The sequence below is a fragment of the Microbacterium stercoris genome (assembly GCF_017592545.1).
Taxonomy (GTDB): domain Bacteria; phylum Actinomycetota; class Actinomycetes; order Actinomycetales; family Microbacteriaceae; genus Microbacterium; species Microbacterium stercoris.
Genome location: NZ_JAGFOA010000008.1, coordinates 113,693 through 136,759, shown reverse-complemented (window position 1 = coordinate 136,759; position 23,067 = coordinate 113,693). Strand labels below are relative to the sequence as shown.

Here is a 23,067-nt window from a genome sequence, read left to right as displayed (position 1 = left end):
CCGGCGGGGCTCTGATTCTCCCCGGGCATGTCGCCCTCCAGCTTACGGGCGCAATCCGGCAAACCTCACCACCGCGTGGGGGCCGCGGTGAGCACCTGTTCTCCGGCTCGTAACACGAGAAGCGGATCGGCGGCTCTTGACACCGGCCGCGTTCGGTGGTTCATTACTCAAGTAACTAACCCAACCACCACCCAGGGGTCGCGTTGATCGAAGAAGGCAAGCCGCTGTTCGTGCAGATCGCCGAGCGCATCGAGGACTCCATCGTGGATGGCAGCCTCCCCGAGCGATCACAGGCGCCGTCCACGAACGAACTGGCCGCCTTCTACCGCATCAATCCGGCCACCGCCGCGAAGGGAGTCGCGATGCTCGTCGACAAGTCCGTGCTCGAGAAGCGCCGCGGCATCGGCATGTTCGTGCCCGAGGGGGCGCGCGAACTGCTGCTGCGCGAACGCCGCGACGCCTTCGCCGACCGCTACGTCTCCCCTCTCATCGACGAGGCCCGCCGCATCGGCCTCTCCCCCGACGACCTCGCCGCGCTCGTCCGCGAGCACGGCGCCCGAATCACCGAAACCGGAAGGACAACGTCATGACCGCCGTCATCGAGGTGCAGGGCCTCACCAAGCGGTACAAGGACACGCTCGCACTCGACGCCGTCAGCTTCGCGATCGAGAAGGACACCATCTACGGCTTCCTCGGCCGCAACGGCGCCGGCAAGACGACCGCGATGTCGATCCTGACCGCGCAGAACTTCGCCACCAGCGGATCCGTCCGCGTCTTCGGCGACGACCCGTACGAGAACGCCCGCGTGCTCAGCCGGGTGTGCTTCGTGCGAGAGAGCCAGAAGTACCCGGATGACGCGACGGCGAAGCACGCCCTGGCCGCCGCGCGGCTGTTCTTCCCCCACTGGGACCAGCAGCTCGCCGACCAGCTGATCGAGGAGTTCCAGCTGCCGCTGCGCACGCGCATCAAGAAGCTCTCGCGGGGACAGCTGTCGGCGGTGGGCGTGATCATCGGCCTGGCGTCGCGCGCCGAGATCACCTTCTTCGATGAGCCCTACCTCGGCCTCGACGCCGTGGCCCGCCAGATCTTCTACGACCGCCTGCTCGCCGACTATGCGGAGCATCCGCGCACGATCCTGCTCTCCAGCCACCTGATCGACGAGGTGGCGAACCTGGTCGAGCGCGTCCTGGTGATCGACCACGGCCGGATCATCATGGACGAGACCACCGAGGACGCCCTCCAGAAGGCCACCAACCTCGTCGGCCCCGCCGACGCCGTGGAGGAGTTCACGCGTGGTCGCGAGGTGATCCATCGCGAGTCGCTCGGCCGCGTCTCGTCCGTCACGTTCCTCGGCACGCTCACCGCCGCCGAGCGAAGCGAGGTCTCGGCCGCCGGCCTCGAGCTCGCCCCCGTCTCGCTGCAGCAGCTCATCGTGCGCAGCACTCAGCACGCCGGCGCCTCCGAGCAGGGCGCGCCGTCCGCCGATCTGAAGGAGGTGGCGTCGTGAGCGCCGTCGTCAGCAGCCCCCTGGGGCGCAACCGGATCCTGAACGTCGTCCGGCTGCAGTTCATCAACAAGGTCACCTACATCTGGATGCCGCTGCTGGTGCTCGGCGCCTCCTGGGTGATCTCGATCCTGATCTTCGCGATGATCCCGATCGACGAGCCGAAGTTCGGCGGCGGGGCGCAGGCGCCGCTGTGGGCGCTGATGGCGGTCGGCATCCAGGCGATGACGCTGTCGTTCCCGTTCTCGCAGGCCATGAGTCTCACGCGCCGCGAGTTCTACCTCGGCACACTGGCAGCCGCATCCGTCACCGGCGTGATGCTGTCCACCGCGTTCGTGCTGATCGGCCTGCTCGAGCGCGCGACGAACGGCATGGGCGTGAACGGCTACTTCGCCTACCTGCCGGCCATGTGGGAGTCGGGATGGCTCGGCGCCTGGTTCACGTACCTCGTCGTGACGATGTTCCTCTTCGTCATCGGGTTCTGGGCAGCGACCATCTTCAAGCGCTGGGGCACGATCGCCGTCACCCTCGTGCTCTCGGGCATCGGCCTTCTGCTGGTCGGCGTGGTGTTCCTGATCACGCGGCTCGAGGCCTGGCCCGCCACATGGACCTGGCTCGTCGAGACCGGCCCGCTGGGCCTCGCCTTCTGGGCCGTGCCGTTCATCGCGCTCATGGCGCTCGGCAGCTACCTCACCCTGCGACGCACGGTGGCCTGAGCCGCCGGCGCCGCGCGAGCGGCCGCTACGCGTCGGCCGCGGTGCTCTTGAAGGCTTCGTGGTGGCGGATGACCTCCGCCACCACGAAGTTGAACCATTTCTCGGCGAACTCCGGATCGAGATGGGCGGCCTCGGCGAGCGCCCGCAGGCGCGCGACCTGCTGCTCCTCGCGCTTCGGGTCGGAGGCGGGCATCTCGTGCGTCGCCTTCAGCAGCCCGACCTGCTGCGTGGCGCGGAACCGCTCGGCCAGCAGATAGACCAGCGCGGCGTCGATGTTGTCGATGCTGGCGCGCAGACGCAGCAGCGTCTCCTGGGGGGTCTCGGCGGGCGTGAGGTCGCTCATGCTTCGAGATTACCGGCGCTCAGCGCACGGGCAGGATGTGCTGCGGCGACGGGGTCGACAGCCGGTGGCGCACACGCCCCGGGATGCCCGTGCGCTGGTCCAGCGCCAGCGACGCGATCTCATGCGAGCCCTGCCCGGCCACGAGCAGGGCGTCCCGGATCACCACGTGGTGGCGCGGGGTGCGGATGCCCGACTCCGCGAGCGCGACCGGCTCGAGCCGGTCTCCCTCGCCGCGCACGCGCAGCACGGCGATCGTGTCGCTGCCCCGCAGGCCCGCGTAGAGGAACTCGCCGTCGCGGGAGCGGGTGAGCTCTGCGGCGGTGTCGCCCGGCAGCGCCCCGCGCGACGCGGCGATGCCCGAGCGGAGCACCCAGCGTCCATCCGGTCCTGCCCTCAGCACGTAGACCTCGCACGAGAACTCGGTCACGGCGTGGAGGTGGCCCGAGGGGTGCAGGCTGAGGTGGCGCGGTCCGGTGCCGATCGGCAGGGCGACCTCGTGGTCGAGGCGGATGCCCCGCGGGCCGGTGCGCCAGAAGCGCACGAGGTCGTAGCCGAGGTCGGTGGTGGCGACGAGCCCGCCGGGCAGGAACACCGAGCAGTGCGCGCGCGGCACGCGTTCGGCCGGCACCTCGGGCGCCTTGCCGCTGAGATCGATCGCGCCCGCGAGCGGGTTCTGGCCCTCGCGCGGCGCGGAGCCGCGCAGGATGTCCCGCACCGCCGGATCGTCATACGGGTTCTGCGACTGGCCGAGGATCGCCATGATCTCGTCCAACCCGGCGTCGGCGCCGATGGCCGGGCTCGGCGTCGATCCGGCGAGCATCGCGGCCAGCTGAGATGCGTCGGCGCCTCGGTCGATCAGGCTCCGCAGGTCGGCGATGCCGCCGTCCTCGGCGACGAGCGCGGCGGCATCCGGGGCGGGCTTCGCTCCGGACGCATACGGATCCTCGCTGGGGTCGCCCTGCACGCCCGTGCCCAGGCGCCCGTCGGCGGCGAGCGCGATGTGCGTGACGATGCCCTCGCCCCACGAGGTGGCGATGAGGTGGGATCCGTCGGGCGCGACGCTGACGTGGCAGGTCGCGTCGCCGGTGGCGACGGTCTCGCCGAGCGGAGTCAGCGTCGCCTCGCCCGTGCGGCGGAAGGCGCCCACGCGCCCCTGCTTCTCGAGGGCCGCGTACACCACCTCGTGACGCGGATGAGCGGCCAGCCACGTCGGCGAGGGGGCCGTGACCGCGTCGCCGACGAGCGCGAGCGATCCGCTCGCCAGCGGCGAGTCGGCGTCTCCCGCCGTGGCGGCGGCGATGCCGCGGGCCTCGCCCTTCATGTCCGACCCACGCGCCCCGATCCAGAACCTCATGGGTTGATCCTCCCCCATGGATGGCACGGCGACGCTACGCCAGCGCGGTCCAGCTGATCGTCGACGACGCCGGGTTGCCGGCCTGGTCGGAGATGTTCAGCACGAAGGTGAAGGTCTGGAGCAGGCCCAGCGGGTAGGCGGCCGAGGTGGTGCCGAGCGCACGCCAGGTGCCGCCCGAGATCGCGACCTGCTGCGCGGGGCACGGCGAGCTGTTGCTGTACCCGGTGCCGGTGAAGCAGGGCGCCGACAGCAGCGCGGAGCGCGTCAGCACGTACGTGCCGGCGGCGGCCGGGCCGCTGACCACGTCCGTGATCGTGCCGCAGCCGACGGATCCGGTGCCGCAGTTCGTGCCGATCAGCTGCACCAGCAGCGATCCCGCGACCGACAGCCCGGGCGTCGGATAGGTGTAGGCGAGGGTCGGCGCCGTGCCGTCGATCCAATAGGTGCCCGTCGCGATCGGCGACACGTTGCCGGCGACGTCGGTGGCGCGGGCCTGCATCACGCGTGCGCTCCTCTCGGCCATGGAGACGGTCGTCGAGTAGGCGGTCCAGGCGGATCCGGCGTTGGTGTACTCGCGTGCGGCGACGCCGCTGCCGCCCGTGTCGGTGGCTGTCATCGTCCACCCGCGCGAGGTCATGCGACACCACAGCGTGCCGGCGGTCTGGCCCGTGACCTGGTTGCCGTTCAGGGTGCAGGTGCTCGCGGCCTGGGTGACGGCCGGCGCGATCGTGTCGAGGCGGATCGCCTCGGTGTCGGTCGCGGTGTTGTTCGCGGCGTCGGTGGCGGTGGCCGTGTAGGTGAACAGCCCCTCAGCCAGCGTCACGTTCGGGACCGACCAGGTGCCGTTCTGCGCCACGGCGGCCGTGCCGAGGGTCGTGCCTCCGCGCGTCAGAGCGACCGTGGCTCCGGGCTCCCCGGTGCCCGAGATGATCTGCGTCGGCTGGTTGGTGATCCAGTCGCTCGCCGACTGGCCGCTGTCGGTCGACATCGCGGTGATCGTCACGAAGGTCGACGTGTCCGCCACGAAGCCGCATCGCAGCACCGTGGCGGCCGATTCGACGTGCACGGCGGCGGTGGCCGTGTTCGAGGTCCAGGCCGTGTTGCTTGTCAGACGCGCCTGCACCCGCACAACGAAGTTCTGCTGGCCGGTGGCCTGCAGGGTCGCCGCGGACGCGAAGGTCGTAGGCGCGAGCGCGCGCACGACCGTGGCCTCGGATCCACCGGCGGCGAGAGTCACCGCGCTGCCCACCTGCGCCTGCGTGTCGGCGCGCACGAGCGTCGCCTGGTAGTCGAACCGCGAGCCGGGGTTGGGCCACGACACCGCGATCTGGGTGGTGCCGTCGTTCGCACAGGCCATCGGTCCGAACGCGGGCACCGTGCCGCTCGTCCAGCCGCCCGAGGTGGCGGTGACCTGGTCGGTCCAGTACGCGGCGACCGGCGCTCCCGTGACGATCGTGAGGATCAGCGCCCACAGCGCGGCCACGACCACCCGGGGGCGCGACCAGGCGCGCGCGCGATCGAGGCGGCGGGAGACGGACAGGCGGTGCCGCATCAGGAGTCCAGCTGCCGGACGAGGGCCGTCAACACGACCTGGGCGGTCTGCCCCTGCACCGAAGCAGGCGCCGTGGACACGAAGACGATGCGGGCGCACAGCGTGTGCGAGGCACCCGGCGCGACGGGGCCGGCCACCGCGCCGTACGGCGCGTCTCCGGTCGTCAGCGGCTGGGCGGATCCGAGAGAGGTTCCGGAACAGGATCCGCTGAATCCGGTCGCCGCGGAGCCGGTGTTGGTCGCGGTGCCCTCCAGGAACAGCTCGAGGGTGAGCTGCGGCGCGAGAGCGGGATTTGTGGCGCGCGCGTGCACGTCGTAGGCGAGGGACGACGCGAGGCTCGGGTTAGAGACCGTGATGGTGACGGCCCGGCTGTCCCCGGGCAGCATCCCGGACAGGCCCCAGTCGGCGAGCGCGACCGCGTCGTCGGCATCGTCGTTCCACCGCAGGTCGAGGGTGCCGTGCGTGAGCCCACCGGCCTCGGCCGACGCCGCCCCCGACCACGTGGCGGCGGTGGTCTGCCCGCCCCACAGCAGCAGGGTGCCCGCGACGAGCACCGCGCCGATGCCCGTCGGCACCCGCCACGGATGCCGCTCGCGCTCGCTCTCGCGGCGGGCGCGGCGGGTCTGGCGGCGGGTGCCGATCCGGTGATCAGCCACGAGGATCCGCCTCCCCGGCAGTGCGGCGACGGGTCGCGATCATCGCGGCGCCTCCTCCGACGAGGATCGCCCCGGCCCACAGGGCTCCGTATCCGAAGACGGATCCGGTGTCGGCCAGCGGCTCGCGAGCGGCCGGTGCCGCGGGCTCGCCCGGATCGCCCTTTCCGACAGCCTCGGCCTGGGTGAGCGTCACGAGCAGGTCGAACGGCACGATCTCCGCCTGGGTGGGATTGGACGACGCGCCCCAGACGGCGCTGACGCGCACGTCGACGCGCGCCACCTCGCCGGCGACCACGCCGCCCTCGGTCAGCTGCCGCACGTCGTCGCCGTCGACATCGACCCAGTCGCCTCCGTCGACGCGCGCCTCGACTTCCACGGCCTCGGCGTCGAGCAGCCACGACGGCGCGGCCCGCACCCCGATCGAGAGCGTGGCCTCTTCATCGGCCTGGTTGCGCACGGAGAAGGACCGGATCTCCACATCGCCGGGCACCCAGAGCATCGACGGATCGAAGAGCGGCTCGGTGAGCGAGTCGCCCCACGTCACGCCGTCGCGGCTCACGCCGATCTGACCGTCGTCGGTCGCGGCGAACGCCGGTGAGGCCGCGCCGAGCAGGGCCGACACGATCGCGGCGCATGCCGCCCAGCATCCTGCACGCATCTCGTGTCTCCCTTCTCGTGCGACTCGGAGTTCGATTCAGCGGGCGACGACGTCCGGGCCGGGGCGCACCCGCCGCTCCGCCGCCCGGTCGCGCCAGCTGCCGATGAACATAAATGCGGCGTAGCCGAGGAGCCCCGTCACGACCAGGCCCAGCACGACCTGCCGCTGATCACCCGACACGAGGGTGTTCACGTATCCGAGCAGGGGCACGTGATACCAGCGGACGCCGATCACCTGCTCCGGCAGCACGACCGCCGCGTCGGGCGTGCTGTTCGCATCGCCCTGCGTGGTGAAGAAGCGATCGCCGTCGAGCGCGCTGCTGACCGCGGTCACGCGGTGCGTCACCACGGTCGGCCTGCCCGATTCGAGCTGGTAGGTCAGCACGTCGCCGATGGCGATCCGATCCGGATCCGTCGGACGCACCACCACGAGCGAGCCCTCCGGCATCCCCGGCCGCATCGATCCGGACAGCACGGTGTACGCGACCGCGCCGCTCACGCGCGGCAGCACCACGGCGATCACGAGCACCGCGCCGATGGCGAGGATGACGGTCCAGGCGAGGACCTGGCCGATCCAGCCTCCGACGGCGCGTGCCTGGGTGGCCACGCGCGCCTGCCTCAGTGGTTGGTCTGCGTCAGCGTGACCAGCAGCGTGTCGAGGGTCGCGACGAGGCTCTGAGTGTCGTTTCCGTTCGTCGTCGCGGTGCCGGTGCTTCCGGCCGGCACATCGGCATCACCGAAGGGGATGTCGACGAGCACGGTCGCGGTGAGGGTCTGGCCGTCGTCGGCGTCGGTGATGACACCGCCGTCGGCGATGGCGGTGCCTCCCACGGCGTACGTGGCCGCCACGGTCGAGGTGAACGACGTGCCGTCGGTGCCCGTCCAGACGAGGGTGCTCGGGACCGACAGCGTCGCGGCGAGGTGGTCGCCGGTCGCGTCGATCGTGAAGGTGCAGGTCTTCCCGACCTGGTCACCCGGGACGACGAGGGCGGCCGCATCCGTCGACACCGTGCCGCCGTCGGCATGGAACCACGTCGCATCGCAGGCCCCGGCCGTCAGCCCCAGGGTGCCGTGGGTGATCGCACCGCCCTCGACCTCTGCCGTCGCGGTCCAGTAGGCGAGCGTGCCTCCCCCGCCCAGCAGCAAGACCGCTGCCGCGGTGATGGCGAGTGCGCCCTTTGTGCTCTTGTTCATGGCCCCTCCCATAGGGCATCGGGCGCCATCCGCGACGGCGCGGACGGCCAGCATATCGGGATGCGCAGCAGACCGGTAGACCCGCTTAGATCACCGGGAGAACGCCCGGACCCCGGCCCGGTCCGCACCCAAACCACATCGCGCGCGCGAGGACGCTCCCCGCCGGATGCGCCCTCGCGACGCGCACGTGCCCCCGGCGCACAGGATGTGCCCCCGCCGCGGCCGGGCCAGCGCCCCGGACGCGAAGAAGCCCCGCCGCGGAGCGGCGGGGCTTCGGGACTGCGCGGGTCAGTCGACCAGGTCGTGCCGCACGATGACGGCGTCTCGGGCGGGGCCGACGCCGATCACGGAGATGCGGGTGTTCGACATCTCCTCGAGGGCGAGCACGTAGTCCTGCGCGGTCTGCGGCAGGTCCTCGAAGCGGCGCACGCCCGTGATGTCCTCGGACCAGCCCGGGAAGGTCTCGTAGATCGGCTTCGCGTGGTGGAAGTCGGTCTGGTTGACCGGCACCTCCTCGAAGCGCGTGCCGTCGACGTCGTAGGCCACGCAGACGGGGATCTCGTCGAGGCCCGTGAGCACGTCGAGCTTGGTCATCACGAGGTCGGTGATGCCGTTCACGCGCGTGGCGTAGCGCGTGATGGGGGCGTCGTACCAGCCGGTGCGGCGAAGGCGACCGGTCGTGGTGCCGTACTCGAAGCCCGTCTTGCGCAGCCACTCGCCCTTCTCGTCGAACAGCTCGGTCGGGAACGGCCCGGCGCCGACGCGGGTGGTGTACGCCTTGACGATGCCGACGATGCGGTCGAGCCGGTTCGGGCCCACACCCGATCCGGTGGCGGCGCCGCCCGCGGTCGCCGACGACGACGTCACGAACGGGTACGTGCCGTGGTCCACATCGAGCATGGTGGCCTGGCCGCCCTCGAACACGACCACCTCGCCGCGGTCGAGCGCGTCGTTGAGCAGCAGGCCCGTGTCGCACACCATGGGGCGCACGCGGTCGGCGTACGACAGCAGGTCCTCGACGATCTCGTCGGCGGAGATGGCGCGGCGGTTGAAGATCTTCACCAGCAGGTGGTTCTTCTGGTCGAGTGCGGCCTCGACCTTCTGACGCAGGATCGACTCGTCGAACAGATCCTGCACCCGGATGCCGACGCGGTTGATCTTGTCGGCGTAGGCCGGGCCGATGCCGCGACCGGTGGTGCCGATCTGGCGCTTGCCGAGGAAGCGCTCGGTGACCTTGTCGAGCGTGCGGTGGTAGTGCGTGATGACGTGCGCGTTGGCGCTCACCCGCAGCTTCGACGTGTCGATGCCGCGCGCACCCAGCGCGTCGAGCTCCTGGAACAGCACCTCGAGGTCGATGACGACGCCGTTGCCGATGACGGCGTTGACGCCGGGCGACAGGATGCCCGACGGCAGCAGGTGCAGCGCGTACTTCTCGCCCCCGATCACGACCGTGTGACCGGCGTTGTTGCCGCCGTTGAACTTGACCACCCAGTCGGTGCGCTCACCGAGGAGGTCCGTCGCCTTGCCCTTGCCTTCGTCGCCCCACTGGACGCCGACGATCACGATTCCCGGCATGGGTTTCCCCTTGTCTGTGCACGAGCTCGAGGCTCGATTCGCCCAAGACCTCTCTCCCGCTTTTCGGGCTGCGTTCTGGGCCGGTGCCAGTCTACCGGGGCCCGCTGCCCCCGCCTGGGGCGGCCATCATTCCGGTATGAAATGGGCCGGATAGGCTGGAGCGTCTGCGCGAAGCGCCGCGCGATCCCGACACGAGGAGAGCGAACATGAGCGAGACCGTCGCCGGTCCCACGCCCGAGGAGATGGCCAGGGCCGTCGAGGTGATCAGGACCGTCTCGCACGCGTACTCGTCGAAGATGGTCGGCCAGGAGCGCCTGCGCACGAGCCTGCTCATCGGCCTCCTCGCGAACGGGCACATCCTGCTCGAGTCGGTTCCGGGACTCGCCAAGACCACGGCCGCCTCGACGCTCGCCGACACGGTGGATGCGCTCTTCAAGCGCATCCAGTGCACCCCCGACCTGCTGCCCTCCGACATCACCGGCAACCAGATCTACGACGCGAGCACCGGATCCTTCCGCACCGTGCTCGGTCCCGTGCACGCCAACTTCGTGCTGCTCGACGAGATCAACCGCTCCTCGGCCAAGACGCAGAGCGCGATGCTCGAGGCGATGCAGGAGCGCCAGACGACCATCGGCGGCGAGGTGCACCGCCTGCCCAAGCCGTTCCTCGTGATCGCGACGCAGAACCCGATCGAGCAGGAGGGCACCTACGAGCTGCCCGAGGCGCAGATGGATCGCTTCCTGCTCAAGGAGATCGTCGAGTACCCCTCCCCGCAGGAGGAGTTCGAGATCCTCGCGCGCATCGACTCCGGCGCCCTGGATCCGGAGCACCACGTGCACAGCACAGTGTCGCTGGCCGACGTGCTCCACCTGCAGGACGTGGCGAGCCGGATCCATGTCTCGGCGGCGATCCGCAACTACATCGTCGGGCTCGCGTACGTCACCCGCAATCCGGAGCCGTACATCGGCGAGGAAAAGGCGCGCTACCTCAAGTACGGCGCCAGCCCCCGCGCCTCGATCGCCTTCCTGCAGGCATCACGCGCCCTCGCGCTGCTGAACGGCCGCAACCATGTGATCCCCGAGGACATCCGCGCGCTCCGCCACCTCGTGCTGCGCCACCGCGTGCTGCTGAACTTCGAGGCGGAGGCCGACGGCATCCGAAGCGAGGAGATCATCGACGCGATCTTCGCCTCCGTGCCCACGCCCTGATCCGGGCCGCCGATACAGGATCACCATGCCCTCGCTGATCACGCGGGTGAAGAGCAAGCTCTTCATCCACTCGTCGAAGAAGTCGACCCACGCGCTCGACGGCGCCTATGCGTCGCTGATGCGCGGGCGCAGCCACGACTTCGAGGATCTGCGCGAGTACCAGCAGGGCGACGAGGTGCGCGACATCGACTGGCGGGCCACCGCGCGCAAGAACGTGCCGATGATCAAGCGCATGCGCGCCGACCGCATGCACACGATCCTGTTCGTGGTCGACGCGGGCCGCGGCCTGTCGGCGCTCGCGGCCGATGACCGCCCCAAGCGGGAGCTCGCCGTGCTGGCGGTGGGCGCGCTGGGGGTGCTCGCGCTGCGCCACGACGATGACTTCTCGATGGTGTGGGGCGACGCGGGCGGGGTGAAGCGCCTCCCGCCGCGCCGCTCCGAGGGCGCGCTGGAGCACGCGCTGCGCACGATCGACGCCGCCTCCCTGCCCGAGGGCGCCGCGAGCGACCGCGAGAGGCTGCTCGACTTCGTCGCGCGCACGATCGCGCGCCGCATGATCGTCGTGATCGTCACCGACGAGGCTCCGATCGCCGGCGACACCGAGCGGCTGCTGCGCCGCCTGCGCACGCAGCACGACGTGCTGTGGCTGACGCTGCGCGACGCCGACCCCGTGCTGCGCGTGAGCGACGGATCCGCCCGCCGCGATGTCGACACCGGATGGGTCGTGCCCGGATTCCTGCACGGCGACCAGGAGGTGCTCGGCGAGATCGACGAGCGCCACGCCGCCGATACCGCGCGCCGCGACGCGCTGCTGACGGCGCTCGAGGTCGACCACGCCGAGCTCGCGACGCAGGATGACGCGGTGCCCGCGCTGCTGCGGCTGCTGGGGCGGAGGGCGGCTCGTGTCCGAACCTGACGAGTTCTACCCGCCGGTGCAGTACGCGCCCGGCTGGATGCTGCTGGCCTTCGGGATCATCGTGCTGGTGATCGCCGCGATCTGGGTCATCGTGCACGTCACGCGTGCGCGCCGCGCGACGCAGTTCGTCGGCGGCGTGTCGGCAGACGCCCTCGCGCTGCTGCGCCAGGAGTACCTCGGTGCGATCGACGGCGTCGCGCAGCGCTGGCAGGCGCGGCAGATCGGCGCACGCCAGGCCAACCTCGAGCTGAGCCGCCTGACGCGCGCGTTCGTGAACGAGTACAGCGGCATCGAGGCGCCCGTGCTCGCCCTCGACGACCTCGTGCGGCTCGACGTGCATCCGGCGCTCATCGACGCGCTGCGCCGCCACTACTACCCGAGCATCTTCGGGCGTGGGCCGGCGGTCGATCCGGCCGCCGGCGCCGCGGCGGCGCGCAAGGTGGTGAGCGAATGGCACTGATCGACCTCGCGAACCCCTGGGCCCTCCTTGCGGCGGCGCTGCTCGCGGCCGCGGCGATCGCGGGCGGCATCCTGCTCGGGCGACGTGCTCTGCGCAGATCGGGCGCCGGTGCTCCCGTGTCGCGTGCCGAGCGCCTGCGCGAGCTGCCCTCGGTCCGCCGGGCCGTGCGCCGTCGCGCCGCAGCGATCGCGGGCGCCGTCGCCCTGCTGGCCGGATCGACGGTGATCGCCGGCGTCGTCGCGGCCCGCCCGATGGCGGCGCAGACCATCCAGCCGGTCGACACCAGCCGCGACATCATGCTGTGCCTGGACGTCTCCGGATCCATGAGCGAGGTCGACAAGGAGGTGCTGAGCGTCTTCCTCGAGCTGCTCGAGGGCTTCGAGGGCGAGCGCATCGGCCTGACGATCTTCAACAGCTCGGCGGTGCAGATCTTCCCCCTCACCGACGACTACACGTTCGTGCGCGAGAACATCCAGTCCATCCGCGCGGCCTTCGACGACTACGTCGCCGAGGTGCCCGAGCACTGGGTGGGCACGCTGAACGGCACCGGATCGTCGCTCATCGGCGACGGCCTCGCCTCCTGCGCGCTGCGATTCGACCACCTCGACGAGGAGCGCTCGCGCTCGATCGTGCTGGCGACCGACAACGAGGCGTTCGGCGCCGGCATCGTGTCGATCGACGAGGCCGCCCAGTACGCGGCCGAGCGGGGCATCCGGGTGTTCGCCCTGAACCCCGTCGAGGGCAAGGACGACGAGATCAGCGCCGAGCTGACCGCGGCCGCCGAGACGACGGGCGGCTACGCCTACGCGCTGCGCGGCGCCACCACCGTCGCGGACATCATCGACGAGGTGCAGGAGGAGCAGGCCACCGCGCTCGCGGAGCCGCGCATCGTGCACCGCGACGTGCCCGACGTGTGGATCGCGGTGCTGCTGGCCCTCGTCCTGTCGGCCGTCGCGCTGCTGTGGAGGGTCAGGCTGTGATCTTCCAACCGGTGCTGCACCCCCTGCTGCTCGCGCCCCTGCTGCTGGGCGCCGGCTTCCTGGCTGTGCGCGCGCTCTGGCGCGCCCGCGGCGTGCGCCGCGCCCCGTGGATCCTGCGCCTGTGCGCCCTGCTCGCGGTCGGGCTGCTGGCCCTGCGCCCCGGGATCGCGGGCGGCGAGACCGAGACGCTCACGACGGACACCGACATCGTGCTGCTGATCGACAGCACCGCCAGCATCGTCGCCGAGGACTGGGGCGACGGCGAGCCGCGCCTGACGGGCGTGCGCGAGGACGTCGCGGCGATCATCCGGGAGTACCCGGGCGCCCGCTTCGCGCTCATCACCTTCGACGCGGCCGTCGAGCTGCGCCTGCCGCTGACCACCGACACGGCGGCGCTCGCGTCGGCCCTCGACGTGCTGACGCCCGAGGTCACCGCGCGGTCGAAGGGGTCGTCGATCGGCATCGCGCACCGTGTGCTCGTCGACGAGCTCGAGAAGGCCGCGAAGAGCGCGCCCGACCGATCCCGCATGGTGTTCTACCTCGGCGACGGCGAGCAGACCGCGCAGACGCCTCCCGAGTCGTTCCGCGAGGCCGCGGGGCTTCTCGACGGCGGCGCGGTGCTCGGCTACGGCACGACCGAGGGCGGCCGGATGCGCGTGCAGACGGGCGATGTCGCGACGGGGGGCGGCGAGTTCATCCCGGACGGCTCGGGGCAGCCCGCCCTGTCGAAGGTCGACCAGGCCGCGCTGGAGACCATCGCCTCCGACCTGGGCGTCGGCTTCCAGCTGCGCACGGCCGATACGGAGCCCGACCTTCCCGAGGCGCCGACGTCCACGACGACGCGGTCCGACGGAACGACCGGCGACGTCACCGAGCTCGGATGGATCCTGGCGCTGCTGCTCGTCGCGCTGCTCGCGGCCGACCTGCTCCTCGTCTCCGCCGGTGCGCCCGCCGTGCTGCGCCTCGTGCGCCCCGCGGCCGGCGCGCGCCCGGGCGGGGACGTCGAGCGCGAGGGAGGTGTCCGATGAGCACTCCCCTGGACGGCGCCGCCCTCCTCGAGGCGAACCGCCGGCGCGCGCGGCGGCGGCGCCTGCTGCTGGCGATCGCCATCCCGATCGCCGTCGCCGCGCTGATCCTGCCGGTGAAGATCGTCTCGATGTACGCCTTCGCGCACCACGCGATCACCGCGCACGTCGCGGGCGACCACGCCGGATCGACGACCGCGGCCCACGGCCAGGAGCCCCTGAACGTCTTCGAGCCGTACAAGGCGCCGTACAACGTGGGCGTCGGCCTGGCGATGTCGGGCGACCTGCCGGGTGCCCGCGCGCAGTTCGAGTCGGCGCTCGCGCTGAACCCGCCGCCTCTCGAGTCGTGCGCCGTGTACATCAACCTCGGCATCACCATCGAGCGCCAGGGCGACGCCGCCCGCGCCGCGGGCGACGAGGCCGCCGCCGAGCAGCACTTCGCAGACGCCCTGGGGATCGTGGCCGACACCCCCGAGGACTGCCGCTCGGAGGAGGCCGACGAGCAGTCGCCCGACGACCAGCGCAGCGCGGGTCAGAGCCTGGGCGACCTCGAGGACCGCTTGAAGGACAAGCAGCAGCCGGATCCGGAGACCGAGCCGAGCCCCCAGCCGTCGGAGGATCCGGACCAGTCCGACGAGAACCAGCCATCGGACGAGCAGCTCGACCGGCTCGAGGATCAGCTCAACGAGGGCGACGGCGAGCGCCAGCAATACCGGGACGACGGCGACGGCGACGACGCGGGAGGGGCGGAGAAGCCGTGGTAGACCAGCAGCCCTTCCCGAGGCCGCAGGGTCGCCTCGACGCGCACACCGGCCAGCGGTACGTGACGCACTCCGACGGCGCTCCTCCCCTGCCGCCGCCGGGCGGATACCGCGGCGCGGCCCGCCCCCGCGGCGCCGCCCTGGTCGGCGGCCCGCCGGTGGCAGGCGCGCCCATTGCTCTCGCGCCCGCCCGTGTGAGGCCCTCGCTCTTCGCGTGGATCGCGTTCAGCGCGGCGGCCGCCTTCGCCCTGACGCTGGTGGTGATGCTCGTGTTCGGCGCCGTCCACGCTCTCTACTCCGCGGCGGTCATCGCGCTGCAGCTGCTGGTCGTCGGGGCGCTCGTGGCCGCGCTGTTCTCGCCGCGGGGCCGCACGCTCGGCGCGTGGGGGCTGGCGATCGCCCTGCTGCTGAACGTCGGCACGGTCGGCGCCCTCGCGGCGATGCGCACCACCGCCCACGGCCTCGAGGCTCAGCAGAAGACCGAGCAGGAGCGCCATCAGGAGGCCTTCCCCGGGGTGGCCGGCGAGGACGCCTCCACGACCCTCGCGCGTCCGTCTCTCGAGGAGGTGCGCACGCTCTGGGATCAGATCTCGTCGGAGATCCGCACCGAGCTCACCGACCGATTCGGATACACCTGGACGCCCGCACCCGCCGAGGACATCCGCCCCGAGCGCAACGGCTACGGCGGCGAGTCGATGCTCGTGCGCTACACGTCGACCACGTGGTCGACCAACGAGGCCCTCGACGACTACGACACCAAGCTCGCCGTGCTCGACACGATCGACGACGTGCTCGCCCGGCACGACTGGTGGGAGCTGTACGCGTTCAACGACCCGGCCTCCGGCATGGATCCGGATCTGCTCGAGAAGTTCTACGGCAGCGACGACCCGCGAACACAGGTGGCGTGGGAGTGGTACACCGAGGATCCGAGCGGCGCGATCGCGTTCTACGCGTCGATCGTCGACCTCTCGAACGACCCCGACGGCGAGTGGACCGCGGATCGCCAGGTGCAGCACGACAAGACCGGCGAGCCGATCGAGGGGCTGCGGATCTCGTTCTACGCGGAGCGCCTGCTCAAGGACTCCGACCGCGAGGAGTTCGAGCGTCGGATGGCCGAGTACTGAGACCCGCCCTCGGGCATCCGACGCCCGGGCGTCACCAGAGGATGCCGCCGCCGTTGGCGATGCCGGTCCAGGTGAGCGCGATGAAGATGCCCGCGAACACGGTAGGGGCGATGCCCTTGCCCTCGCGCGAGAGGCCCTTGAGCAGCGCGATCACCGCGAGGACCGCCGCGACGAGCGACAGACCGCCGCCCAGGATGAAGCCGATGAAGAGCGGGATCGGCATCAGCACGAGCCCGGCGAGGCCGAACCAGAAGGCGGCCCAGGCGATTCCGTTCTTGGCGCGCGGCGCGTAGTTCGTCATGTCCCCCAGGCTATGCCGCCGGGATCTCCTCCAGGCTGTACCAGACCGGAATGCCGCGCTCGCGGGCGATGGCGACATCCTGATCCGCCCCGCGGGATGCGCCCGGCAGGCGCAGCACGGCGTCGCAGTGCTGCAGCAGCCTGTCGGCCGTGGGGTACATCACCTCGGCCGCCAGCGGGTCGGTCGGGCCCGACGCCCCCGCGCTCGAGAGCACCGGCAGGGCCACCCACTCGCCGATCATCGGCACGTGCCCGGCGCGGAAGATCGGCCACGCGGCCTCCTCGAGACGCTTCAGGTTGCGGGCCATCAGCTCGGGGTCGCCGTCGGTTCCGGAGGCGTAGGGACCGGCGATCAGAATCAGCAGGGGTTTTTTCGTCATGTCCGGTACGATAGTGCAAGAACGTGAAAGAACGGGAAGGAATACGGATGCTCGCTGCGGCTCGCAAAGACCTGCTGCTGGATCGGCTACGCCGCGACGGGCGCATCGTCGCCAAGGAGATCGCGGCCGAGCTGGGGCTCTCGGAGGACTCGATCCGGCGCGATCTGAGAGAGCTCGACGCGGCGGGGCTCGCGCAGCGCGTGTACGGCGGCGCGCTCCCGGCCTCCCCGGCGGTCGTCGACTACGCGTCGCGCGCCAGCGTCGCCCCCGACAGCAAGCGCCGGGTCGCGGCGGCCGCCGTCGCCCTGATAGAGCCCGGCGCCGCGGTCATCCTCGACGGCGGCACCACCACGCTCGCCATGATCGAGGCTCTTCCCCGCACCTGGGACGGCACGGTGATCACGCACAGCCCGACGATCGCCGCGGCCCTGCTCGACCATCGCGCCGACGTGCTGCTCATCGGCGGGCAGCTGTTCAAGCACTCCGCCGTGGCCTGCGGCGCCGCGGCGGTCGAGGCGGCGATGCGCGTGAGCGCCGACCTGTTCTTCCTGGGCGTCACGGGAGTGCATCCGACCGCCGGGCTCACCACCGGCGATGCCGACGAGGCCGCCATGAAGCGCACGCTCGCGTCGCGCGCGGCCGAGACGTTCGTTCTCGCCAGCGAGGAGAAGATCGGATCGGCCTCGCGCTACGCGGTGCTGGGCCTCGACGGGGTGGCCGGCATCGTGACCGACGCCCCCGCATCCGATCCGACGCTCCGCGCGCTCGACGCGGCGGGCACGCGCATCGTGCGGGCCTGATCCGGCGCGCCTGATCCGCCGGGCGGCGCCTCAGAAGGGCACGGTCGCCAGTCCCGCGGCGAGCGCGAAGCCGAAGACGGTGGCCACCCCGGCGACGTCCTTCGCACGTCGCTGCGCCTCGGGCACCATCGAGTCGACGAGCATCACGAGCAGCGCTCCCGCGGCGAAGCCGTTGAGGCCGGTGCGCACGCCCACCGTCGCGACGTCGGCGAGCGCCCAGCCGAGCACGGTCGACAGCGCGCAGACCACGGCCACCGCCGACCAGATCCCGAGCACGGCCGGCTTCTTCACACCGCCGTCGAGGAGATCCGCGGACGATCCGACCGATTCGGGCAGGTTCGACACGAAGATCGCCACGACGAGAGCGATGCTCACGCCCTGGCCATCGGCGAGGCCGAAGCCGAGCACGAGCTGTTCGGGCACGCCGTCGAGCAGCGCGCCCAGGGCGAGCGGCACGCCGGCGGCCGCAGCGCCGCCGGCCTTGGCGGCGCGGCGCTCGACGAGCCGGTCGGCGACGAAGTACACCGCCGCGCCCAGCACCACACCGAGCACGAGGGGCAGAGGGCCTCCCTGCTGGAGGCCCTCCTCCCACAGCTCGAAGGCGATGCTCGCAACCAGCGCGCCCGCGCCGAAGCCGAGCACGATGCCGATCAGGCGATCCGGCCAGCGCCGCAGGCCCGCGAGCACAGCGCCCAGCACGAGGGGCGCCGCCCCGACCACACCCCACAGCAGGCTCTCGATCACAGCGCCACGATCTCACGCCGCGAGCCGCCTCGCGGCGAAGGAGCGCCCGCGGACGCCCGGGAACGCCCAGCTAAAGTGTGAGGGGCCAACCGGCCCATTCACCCGATGTGGAGGAATCTGCCGAAGATGGCGAAGATCACCCCGACTCCCGAGCCGCAGCGGAGACGAACTCTCCTGCCCCGGCTCGGTGCCCTGCTCACCGCGGCCGGCATCGCCGCCGGCTCTCTCGTGGGCGGCCTCGCCGTCGCGTCGCCGGCCGCCGCCGCGACCGAAGACACCTACGTCATCGGCACCGACACCACCTATGCGCCGTTCGAGTTCAACGACGGGTCGACGCTCAAGGGCATCGACATCGACCTGATGAACGCGATCGCCGAGGATCAGGGCTTCACGGTCGAATGGCAGCAGCTGGGCTTCGACGCCGCCGTGCAGGCGCTGCAGTCGAACCAGGTCGACGGCGTGATGGCCGGCATGTCGATCACCGACGAGCGCGAGCAGACGTTCGACTTCGGCGACGGCTACTTCACTGGCGGCATCCAGTTCGGCGTGCTCGACAGCAGCGACATCCAGAGCCTCGACGACCTCGAGGGCCAGACCGTCGCCGTGAAGACGGGCACCCAGGGGCAGACGTATGCCGAGTCGCTCGAGGAGGAGCTCGGCCTCACGATCACGCCCTACGCCGAGACCACCGACATGGTCGACGCGGTCAAGGCGGGCCAGGCGGTCGCCTACGCGGAGGACTACCCGGTCATCGGCTACGGCATCACGCAGGGATCCGGCTTCCGCCTCATCGGCGAGCCGGCCCTCGGCGGCGAGTACGGCTTCGCGGTCAACAAGGGCGAGAACCCCGAGCTGATCGAGAAGTTCAACGCGGGCCTGGCGAACCTCAAGGCCAGCGGCGAGTACGACGAGATCATCGCGACCTACATCGGATCCGGATCCGACAACGGATCGGGCGACGCAGAGCAGACCCCGCCGCTCGGCAACGGCGAGAACTTCCTCATCGGCACGGACACCACGTACGCGCCGTTCGAGTTCAACGACGGATCCGCCCTCAAGGGCATCGACATCGACCTGCTGAACGCGATCGCGAAGAACCAGAACTTCACGGTCGAGTGGCAGCAGCTGGGCTTCGACGCCGCCCTCCAGGCGCTGCAGTCGAACCAGGTCGACGGCGTCATGGCCGGCATGTCGATCACGGATGAGCGCCGCCAGACCTTCGACTTCGGCGACGGCTACTTCACCGGCGGCATCCAGTTCGGCGTGCTCGACAGCAGCGACATCGAGACGCTCGACGACCTGCAGGGCCAGACCGTCGCGGTCAAGACGGGCACGCAGGGCCAGACCTATGCGGAGTCGCTGAAGGAGAAGTACGACCTCAAGGTGACGCCCTACGCGGAGACCACCGACATGGTCGACGCCGTCAAGGCGGGCCAGGCCGTGGCCTACGCCGAGGACTACCCGGTGCTCGCCTACGGCATCACGCAGGGATCCGGCTTCCGCCTCATCGACGAGCCCGCGCTCGGCGGCGAGTACGGCTTCGCCGTGAACAAGGGGCAGAACCCCGAGCTGATCGAGATGTTCAACGCGGGTCTCGCGAACCTCAAGGCCAGCGGCGAGTACGACGAGATCATCGCGACCTACGTCGGCACGGACGGATCCGAGGGCGGATCCGGGGCGTCTGCCGAGCAGGCCCCGAGCGACATCTTCTCGATCACGGCGAAGTACTGGCCGACCCTGATGCAGGGTCTCGGCTGGACCCTCCTGTCCACGATCGTGGCGCTGGTGGCGGCCTTCGTCCTCGGCATCATCTTCGGGTTCGGCCGCCTGTCGAAGATCCTGCCGTTCCGCTGGATCTCGACCGCGTACGTGTACGTGTTCCGCGGCACCCCGATCCTGATCCAGGCGTTCTTCGTGTTCTTCGCCGTGCCGCAGCTGCTGGAGGGGTCGGACATCAAGTTCAGCCCGTTCGTCGCCGGTGCGATCACGCTCGCCCTGAACACGGGCGCCTACATGACCGAGATCATCCGAGGCGGCATCCTGGCCGTCGACCCGGGTCAGAACGAGGCGTCGCGCTCGCTCGGCCTCGGCCACTGGAAGACGATGCGCAAGGTCGTGCTGCCGCAGGCCTTCCGCATCATGATCCCGTCGTTCGTGAACCAGAGCATCATCACGCTCAAGGACACGTCGCTGCTGAGCGTGATCGGCCTCGCGGAGCTCACGTTCCAGTCGAAGCAGATCATCGCCTCGACCTACATGTCGGCCCAGATCCTGACGGTGGTCGCGGTGATCTACTTCGTGGTCATCACCCTGCTGACCCTGCTCGCCGACCGCCTGGAGAGGAAGTTCAACTCGTGAGCAAGATCGTCGTGCAGGATCTGCACAAGTCGTTCGGCGACAACAAGGTGCTCAAGGGCATCGACCTCACCGTCGCCCAGGGCGAGGTCGTCGCCGTGATCGGTCCCTCCGGATCGGGCAAGTCCACGCTGCTGCGGTGCCTCAACAAGCTCGAGGAGCCCACGGCGGGCCACGTGATCATCGACGGCGTCGACCTCACCGACAAGTCGGTGAAGCTCGACGACGTGCGCCAGCGCATCGGCATGGTGTTCCAGCACTTCAACCTCTTCCCGCACATGACCGTGCTCGAGAACATCACCCTCGCGCCGGTCGAGCTCGGCAAGCTGTCGAAGGCGGATGCCCGCGAGCGGGCCCTGGGACTGCTCGATCGCGTCGGGCTGCGTGAGAAGGCCGACGCCAAGCCGGCCTCGCTCTCGGGCGGCCAGAAGCAGCGCGTGGCCATCGCCCGCGCCCTGGCGATGGAGCCCGAGGTGATGCTGTTCGACGAGGCCACCAGCGCGCTCGACCCGGAGATGGTGGGCGAGGTGCTGCAGGTCATCCGCGACCTGGCCGAGGGCGGCATGACCATGGTGCTCGTCACCCACGAGATGGGCTTCGCGCGCGAGGTCTCGAGCCGGGTGGTGTTCATGGACGGCGGCGTTGTCGTCGAGGAGGCCCCGCCGGCCGAGCTGTTCGGCGCCCCGAAGAACGAGCGCCTCCAGGACTTCCTCTCGAAGGTGCTCTGAGCGGCCAGCCTCCCTGTCTGTCTGTCTGAGAACACGTGCTCTCAGCGAGCACATGCCGGATCCGGCCGGATCTGGCACCCCGTCGCTGAGAGCACGTGTTCTCAGCGACGGGGCCGGGCGGGGCGGGGCCGCAACAGGCGCGGGGCCGTCAGGGCGGCGTGTCGGGCCCCGGTAAACTCGGATCCATGTCCAAGGTCCTCGAGTCCCTTCCCGTCGGCGAGCGCGTCGGCATCGCCTTCTCCGGGGGTCTCGACACCTCCGTCGCCGTCGCGTGGATGCGCGACAAGGGCGCGATCCCCTTCACCTACACGGGCGACCTGGGCCAGCCCGACGAGGACGACATCGAGGCGATCCCCGGTCGCGCCCTGCAGTACGGCGCCGAGGCGTCGCGCCTCATCGACTGCAAGCCGATGCTCGTCGAAGAGGGCTTCGGCGCCCTCGCGTGCGGTGCGTTCCACATCCGCTCCGGCGGCCGCACCTACTTCAACACCACGCCCCTGGGGCGCGCCGTCACCGGCACGCTGCTCGTGCGCGCGATGAAGGAGGACGGCGTCGAGATCTGGGGCGACGGCTCCACCTACAAGGGCAACGACATCGAGCGGTTCTACCGCTACGGCCTGCTGGCCAACCCCCGCCTGCGCATCTACAAGCCGTGGCTCGACGCCACGTTCGTGAGCGAGCTCGGCGGCCGCAAGGAGATGAGCGAGTGGCTCGTCGCCCACGACTTCCCGTACCGGGACTCGGCCGAGAAGGCCTATTCGACCGACGCGAACATCTGGGGCGCGACGCACGAGGCCAAGACCCTCGAGGAGCTCAACGTCTCGCTCGAGACCGTCGAGCCGATCATGGGCGTGCGCTTCTGGGATCCGGAGGTGCAGATCGAGACCGAGGACGTCACCGTCACGTTCGAGGCCGGCCGCCCGGTGGCCCTCAACGGCGTCGAGTACACCGACCCGGTGGCGCTGGTCTTCGAGGCCAACCGCATCGGCGGGCGCCACGGCCTGGGCATGAGCGACCAGATCGAGAACCGCATCATCGAGGCGAAGTCGCGCGGCATCTACGAGGCCCCCGGCATGGCCCTGCTGTTCATCGCCTACGAGCGCCTCGTCAACGGCATCCTGAACGAGGACACCCTCGCCACCTACCACGAGCAGGGTCGCCGCCTCGGCCGCCTGATGTACGAGGGCCGCTGGCTCGAGCCGCAGTCGTTCATGCTGCGCGAGTCGATCCAGAAGTGGGTCGGATCGGCGATCACCGGCTCGGTGACGCTGCGTCTGCGCCGCGGCGAGGACTACACGATCCTCGAGACCTCGGGCCCCGCGCTCTCCTACGCCGCCGAGAAGCTCTCGATGGAGCGCGTCGGCGACGCCGCCTTCGGCCCGACCGACCGCATCGGCCAGCTGACCATGCGCAACCTCGACATCGCCGACTCGCGCACCCGCCTCGAGCAGTACGCGGGCATGGGCCTCATCGGCGGCCCGACCGCCGAGCTTGTCGGCGCGCTCGAGCAGGGCCACGCCTCGGACATTACCCTCGCCGCCGAGCCCGCGGGCCTCGGCGAGGAGGAGGCCGCTTCGGCCGTCGAGGCCGCCAGCGAGTCGGCCGCGTTCGACACCGGCACCGACTGACCCTCAAAAGCACAGAAGTGGGGGGGGGGGGGGGGGGGGGGGGGGGGGGGGGGGGGGGGGGGGGGGGGGGGGGGGGGGGGGGGGGGGGGCGCGCGCGCCGGGCGGGC

The 23,067-nt window shown here is 70.9% G+C and carries 25 protein-coding genes; 14 read left to right on the top strand and 11 right to left on the bottom strand.

Annotation, left to right across the window (positions count from 1 at the left end):
* The first annotated feature begins 203 nt into the window (after positions 1–203).
* Genes J5V96_RS16560 through J5V96_RS16550 form a run of 3 tightly spaced genes read left to right on the top strand, consistent with a single transcriptional unit; the run spans position 204 to position 2,220 of the window.
* On the top strand, positions 204–590 hold the full coding sequence (locus J5V96_RS16560) for a GntR family transcriptional regulator (protein WP_208505513.1): 387 nt from the start codon (positions 204–206) through the stop codon (positions 588–590).
* The gene (locus J5V96_RS16555; RefSeq protein ID WP_208505511.1) at positions 587–1,507 is read left to right on the top strand and encodes an ABC transporter ATP-binding protein; all 921 of its coding nucleotides are present in this window, start codon (positions 587–589) and stop codon (positions 1,505–1,507) included. The genes J5V96_RS16560 and J5V96_RS16555 overlap by 4 nt, the downstream gene beginning before the upstream one ends.
* Complete coding sequence (locus tag J5V96_RS16550) at positions 1,504–2,220, top strand: hypothetical protein (protein WP_307793729.1); 717 nt, start codon at positions 1,504–1,506, stop codon at positions 2,218–2,220. The genes J5V96_RS16555 and J5V96_RS16550 overlap by 4 nt, the downstream gene beginning before the upstream one ends.
* Before the next feature lie 25 nt (positions 2,221–2,245).
* Here J5V96_RS16550 and J5V96_RS16545 read toward each other — a convergent pair whose 3' ends face one another.
* The 8 genes from J5V96_RS16545 to J5V96_RS16510 all read right to left on the bottom strand — a co-directional run bounded on the left by J5V96_RS16545 (position 2,246) and on the right by J5V96_RS16510 (position 9,551).
* Positions 2,246–2,563, bottom strand: coding sequence for a chorismate mutase (locus tag J5V96_RS16545; protein ID WP_208505509.1), 318 nt, complete (start codon positions 2,561–2,563; stop codon positions 2,246–2,248).
* 19 nt (positions 2,564–2,582) lie between these two features.
* Positions 2,583–3,917 (bottom strand): lactonase family protein, encoded by a 1,335-nt coding sequence (locus J5V96_RS16540; RefSeq protein WP_208505507.1) that lies wholly within the window; start codon positions 3,915–3,917, stop codon positions 2,583–2,585.
* Positions 3,918–3,951: 34 nt separating this feature from the next.
* The gene (locus tag J5V96_RS16535) at positions 3,952–5,469 is read right to left on the bottom strand and encodes an Ig-like domain-containing protein (RefSeq protein WP_208505505.1); all 1,518 of its coding nucleotides are present in this window, start codon (positions 5,467–5,469) and stop codon (positions 3,952–3,954) included.
* Positions 5,469–6,125: a hypothetical protein gene (locus J5V96_RS16530; protein WP_208505503.1), complete on the bottom strand. Its 657-nt coding sequence runs from the start codon at positions 6,123–6,125 to the stop codon at positions 5,469–5,471. Before J5V96_RS16530 ends, J5V96_RS16535 begins: the two co-directional genes overlap by 1 nt.
* Positions 6,118–6,783 carry a hypothetical protein gene (locus tag J5V96_RS16525; RefSeq protein ID WP_208505500.1) on the bottom strand — a complete coding sequence of 222 codons (666 nt, stop codon included), beginning with the start codon at positions 6,781–6,783 and terminating at the stop codon, positions 6,118–6,120. Before J5V96_RS16525 ends, J5V96_RS16530 begins: the two co-directional genes overlap by 8 nt.
* A gap of 36 nt (positions 6,784–6,819) precedes the next feature.
* A complete protein-coding gene (locus J5V96_RS16520; protein WP_208505498.1) occupies positions 6,820–7,389 on the bottom strand; it encodes a signal peptidase I in 570 nt (189 codons plus the stop codon).
* Positions 7,390–7,400: 11 nt separating this feature from the next.
* Positions 7,401–7,976 carry an alternate-type signal peptide domain-containing protein gene (locus J5V96_RS16515; RefSeq protein ID WP_208505496.1) on the bottom strand — a complete coding sequence of 192 codons (576 nt, stop codon included), beginning with the start codon at positions 7,974–7,976 and terminating at the stop codon, positions 7,401–7,403.
* A 288-nt stretch (positions 7,977–8,264) separates the two neighbouring features.
* Positions 8,265–9,551, bottom strand: a complete 1,287-nt coding sequence (locus J5V96_RS16510) for an adenylosuccinate synthase (protein WP_208505494.1) — start codon at positions 9,549–9,551, stop codon at positions 8,265–8,267.
* A gap of 206 nt (positions 9,552–9,757) precedes the next feature.
* Between J5V96_RS16510 and J5V96_RS16505 the strand changes: the two genes are divergently transcribed.
* The 7 genes from J5V96_RS16505 to J5V96_RS16475 are packed head-to-tail and all read left to right on the top strand — an operon-like array spanning position 9,758 to position 16,025.
* Positions 9,758–10,759 (top strand): AAA family ATPase, encoded by a 1,002-nt coding sequence (locus J5V96_RS16505; protein WP_208505492.1) that lies wholly within the window; start codon positions 9,758–9,760, stop codon positions 10,757–10,759.
* A 25-nt stretch (positions 10,760–10,784) separates the two neighbouring features.
* Positions 10,785–11,675 carry a DUF58 domain-containing protein gene (locus J5V96_RS16500; protein WP_208505489.1) on the top strand — a complete coding sequence of 297 codons (891 nt, stop codon included), beginning with the start codon at positions 10,785–10,787 and terminating at the stop codon, positions 11,673–11,675.
* A complete protein-coding gene (locus J5V96_RS16495; RefSeq protein WP_208505487.1) occupies positions 11,662–12,135 on the top strand; it encodes a hypothetical protein in 474 nt (157 codons plus the stop codon). The genes J5V96_RS16500 and J5V96_RS16495 overlap by 14 nt, the downstream gene beginning before the upstream one ends.
* Positions 12,126–13,115, top strand: a complete 990-nt coding sequence (locus J5V96_RS16490; protein WP_208505484.1) for a VWA domain-containing protein — start codon at positions 12,126–12,128, stop codon at positions 13,113–13,115. Before J5V96_RS16495 ends, J5V96_RS16490 begins: the two co-directional genes overlap by 10 nt.
* Positions 13,112–14,143 (top strand): vWA domain-containing protein, encoded by a 1,032-nt coding sequence (locus J5V96_RS16485; protein ID WP_208505482.1) that lies wholly within the window; start codon positions 13,112–13,114, stop codon positions 14,141–14,143. The genes J5V96_RS16490 and J5V96_RS16485 overlap by 4 nt, the downstream gene beginning before the upstream one ends.
* A complete protein-coding gene (locus J5V96_RS16480; protein ID WP_208505480.1) occupies positions 14,140–14,904 on the top strand; it encodes a hypothetical protein in 765 nt (254 codons plus the stop codon). Before J5V96_RS16485 ends, J5V96_RS16480 begins: the two co-directional genes overlap by 4 nt.
* Entirely contained in the window at positions 14,898–16,025 is a 1,128-nt protein-coding gene (locus tag J5V96_RS16475; protein ID WP_208505478.1) for a hypothetical protein, read from the top strand. The genes J5V96_RS16480 and J5V96_RS16475 overlap by 7 nt, the downstream gene beginning before the upstream one ends.
* Before the next feature lie 31 nt (positions 16,026–16,056).
* Here the strand turns inward: J5V96_RS16475 and J5V96_RS16470 are convergent, their stop codons facing one another.
* Both J5V96_RS16470 and J5V96_RS16465 read right to left on the bottom strand, forming a co-directional pair.
* On the bottom strand, positions 16,057–16,326 hold the full coding sequence (locus J5V96_RS16470; protein WP_208505477.1) for a hypothetical protein: 270 nt from the start codon (positions 16,324–16,326) through the stop codon (positions 16,057–16,059).
* 10 nt (positions 16,327–16,336) lie between these two features.
* Entirely contained in the window at positions 16,337–16,705 is a 369-nt protein-coding gene (locus J5V96_RS16465; RefSeq protein WP_208505473.1) for a DUF4406 domain-containing protein, read from the bottom strand.
* Positions 16,706–16,752: 47 nt separating this feature from the next.
* Between J5V96_RS16465 and J5V96_RS16460 the strand changes: the two genes are divergently transcribed.
* On the top strand, positions 16,753–17,505 hold the full coding sequence (locus J5V96_RS16460; RefSeq protein WP_208505471.1) for a DeoR/GlpR family DNA-binding transcription regulator: 753 nt from the start codon (positions 16,753–16,755) through the stop codon (positions 17,503–17,505).
* Between the two features lie 30 nt (positions 17,506–17,535).
* On the opposite strand, the gene J5V96_RS16455 is transcribed toward J5V96_RS16460, so the two are convergent.
* Positions 17,536–18,249 carry a ZIP family metal transporter gene (locus J5V96_RS16455; protein ID WP_208505469.1) on the bottom strand — a complete coding sequence of 238 codons (714 nt, stop codon included), beginning with the start codon at positions 18,247–18,249 and terminating at the stop codon, positions 17,536–17,538.
* Between the two features lie 126 nt (positions 18,250–18,375).
* On the opposite strand from J5V96_RS16455, the gene J5V96_RS16450 reads away from it, so the two are divergent.
* From J5V96_RS16450 to argG, 3 genes are all read left to right on the top strand, one after another.
* The gene (locus tag J5V96_RS16450) at positions 18,376–20,607 is read left to right on the top strand and encodes an ABC transporter permease subunit (protein WP_208505467.1); all 2,232 of its coding nucleotides are present in this window, start codon (positions 18,376–18,378) and stop codon (positions 20,605–20,607) included.
* Positions 20,604–21,332: an amino acid ABC transporter ATP-binding protein gene (locus tag J5V96_RS16445; RefSeq protein ID WP_307793724.1), complete on the top strand. Its 729-nt coding sequence runs from the start codon at positions 20,604–20,606 to the stop codon at positions 21,330–21,332. Before J5V96_RS16450 ends, J5V96_RS16445 begins: the two co-directional genes overlap by 4 nt.
* A 185-nt stretch (positions 21,333–21,517) precedes the next feature.
* On the top strand, positions 21,518–22,960 hold the full coding sequence (gene argG / locus J5V96_RS16440; RefSeq protein WP_208505465.1) for an argininosuccinate synthase: 1,443 nt from the start codon (positions 21,518–21,520) through the stop codon (positions 22,958–22,960).
* Positions 22,961–23,067: the final 107 nt, after the last annotated feature.

What these genes read in the sequence shown, in the direction of transcription:
- J5V96_RS16555 (WP_208505511.1), top strand. Translation starts at nt 587, where the DNA reads ATGACCGCCGTCATCGAGGTGCAGGGCCTCACCAAGCGGTACAAGGAC.
- J5V96_RS16545 (WP_208505509.1), bottom strand. Translation starts at nt 2,563, where the DNA reads ATGAGCGACCTCACGCCCGCCGAGACCCCCCAGGAGACGCTGCTGCGT.
- J5V96_RS16540 (WP_208505507.1), bottom strand. Translation starts at nt 3,917, where the DNA reads ATGAGGTTCTGGATCGGGGCGCGTGGGTCGGACATGAAGGGCGAGGCC.
- J5V96_RS16535 (WP_208505505.1), bottom strand. Translation starts at nt 5,469, where the DNA reads ATGCGGCACCGCCTGTCCGTCTCCCGCCGCCTCGATCGCGCGCGCGCC.
- J5V96_RS16525 (WP_208505500.1), bottom strand. Translation starts at nt 6,783, where the DNA reads ATGCGTGCAGGATGCTGGGCGGCATGCGCCGCGATCGTGTCGGCCCTG.
- J5V96_RS16515 (WP_208505496.1), bottom strand. Translation starts at nt 7,976, where the DNA reads ATGAACAAGAGCACAAAGGGCGCACTCGCCATCACCGCGGCAGCGGTC.
- J5V96_RS16510 (WP_208505494.1), bottom strand. Translation starts at nt 9,551, where the DNA reads ATGCCGGGAATCGTGATCGTCGGCGTCCAGTGGGGCGACGAAGGCAAG.
- J5V96_RS16505 (WP_208505492.1), top strand. Translation starts at nt 9,758, where the DNA reads ATGAGCGAGACCGTCGCCGGTCCCACGCCCGAGGAGATGGCCAGGGCC.
- J5V96_RS16500 (WP_208505489.1), top strand. Translation starts at nt 10,785, where the DNA reads ATGCCCTCGCTGATCACGCGGGTGAAGAGCAAGCTCTTCATCCACTCG.
- J5V96_RS16490 (WP_208505484.1), top strand. Translation starts at nt 12,126, where the DNA reads ATGGCACTGATCGACCTCGCGAACCCCTGGGCCCTCCTTGCGGCGGCG.
- J5V96_RS16480 (WP_208505480.1), top strand. Translation starts at nt 14,140, where the DNA reads ATGAGCACTCCCCTGGACGGCGCCGCCCTCCTCGAGGCGAACCGCCGG.
- J5V96_RS16470 (WP_208505477.1), bottom strand. Translation starts at nt 16,326, where the DNA reads ATGACGAACTACGCGCCGCGCGCCAAGAACGGAATCGCCTGGGCCGCC.
- J5V96_RS16465 (WP_208505473.1), bottom strand. Translation starts at nt 16,705, where the DNA reads ATGACGAAAAAACCCCTGCTGATTCTGATCGCCGGTCCCTACGCCTCC.
- J5V96_RS16460 (WP_208505471.1), top strand. Translation starts at nt 16,753, where the DNA reads ATGCTCGCTGCGGCTCGCAAAGACCTGCTGCTGGATCGGCTACGCCGC.
- J5V96_RS16450 (WP_208505467.1), top strand. Translation starts at nt 18,376, where the DNA reads ATGGCGAAGATCACCCCGACTCCCGAGCCGCAGCGGAGACGAACTCTC.
- argG (WP_208505465.1), top strand. Translation starts at nt 21,518, where the DNA reads ATGTCCAAGGTCCTCGAGTCCCTTCCCGTCGGCGAGCGCGTCGGCATC.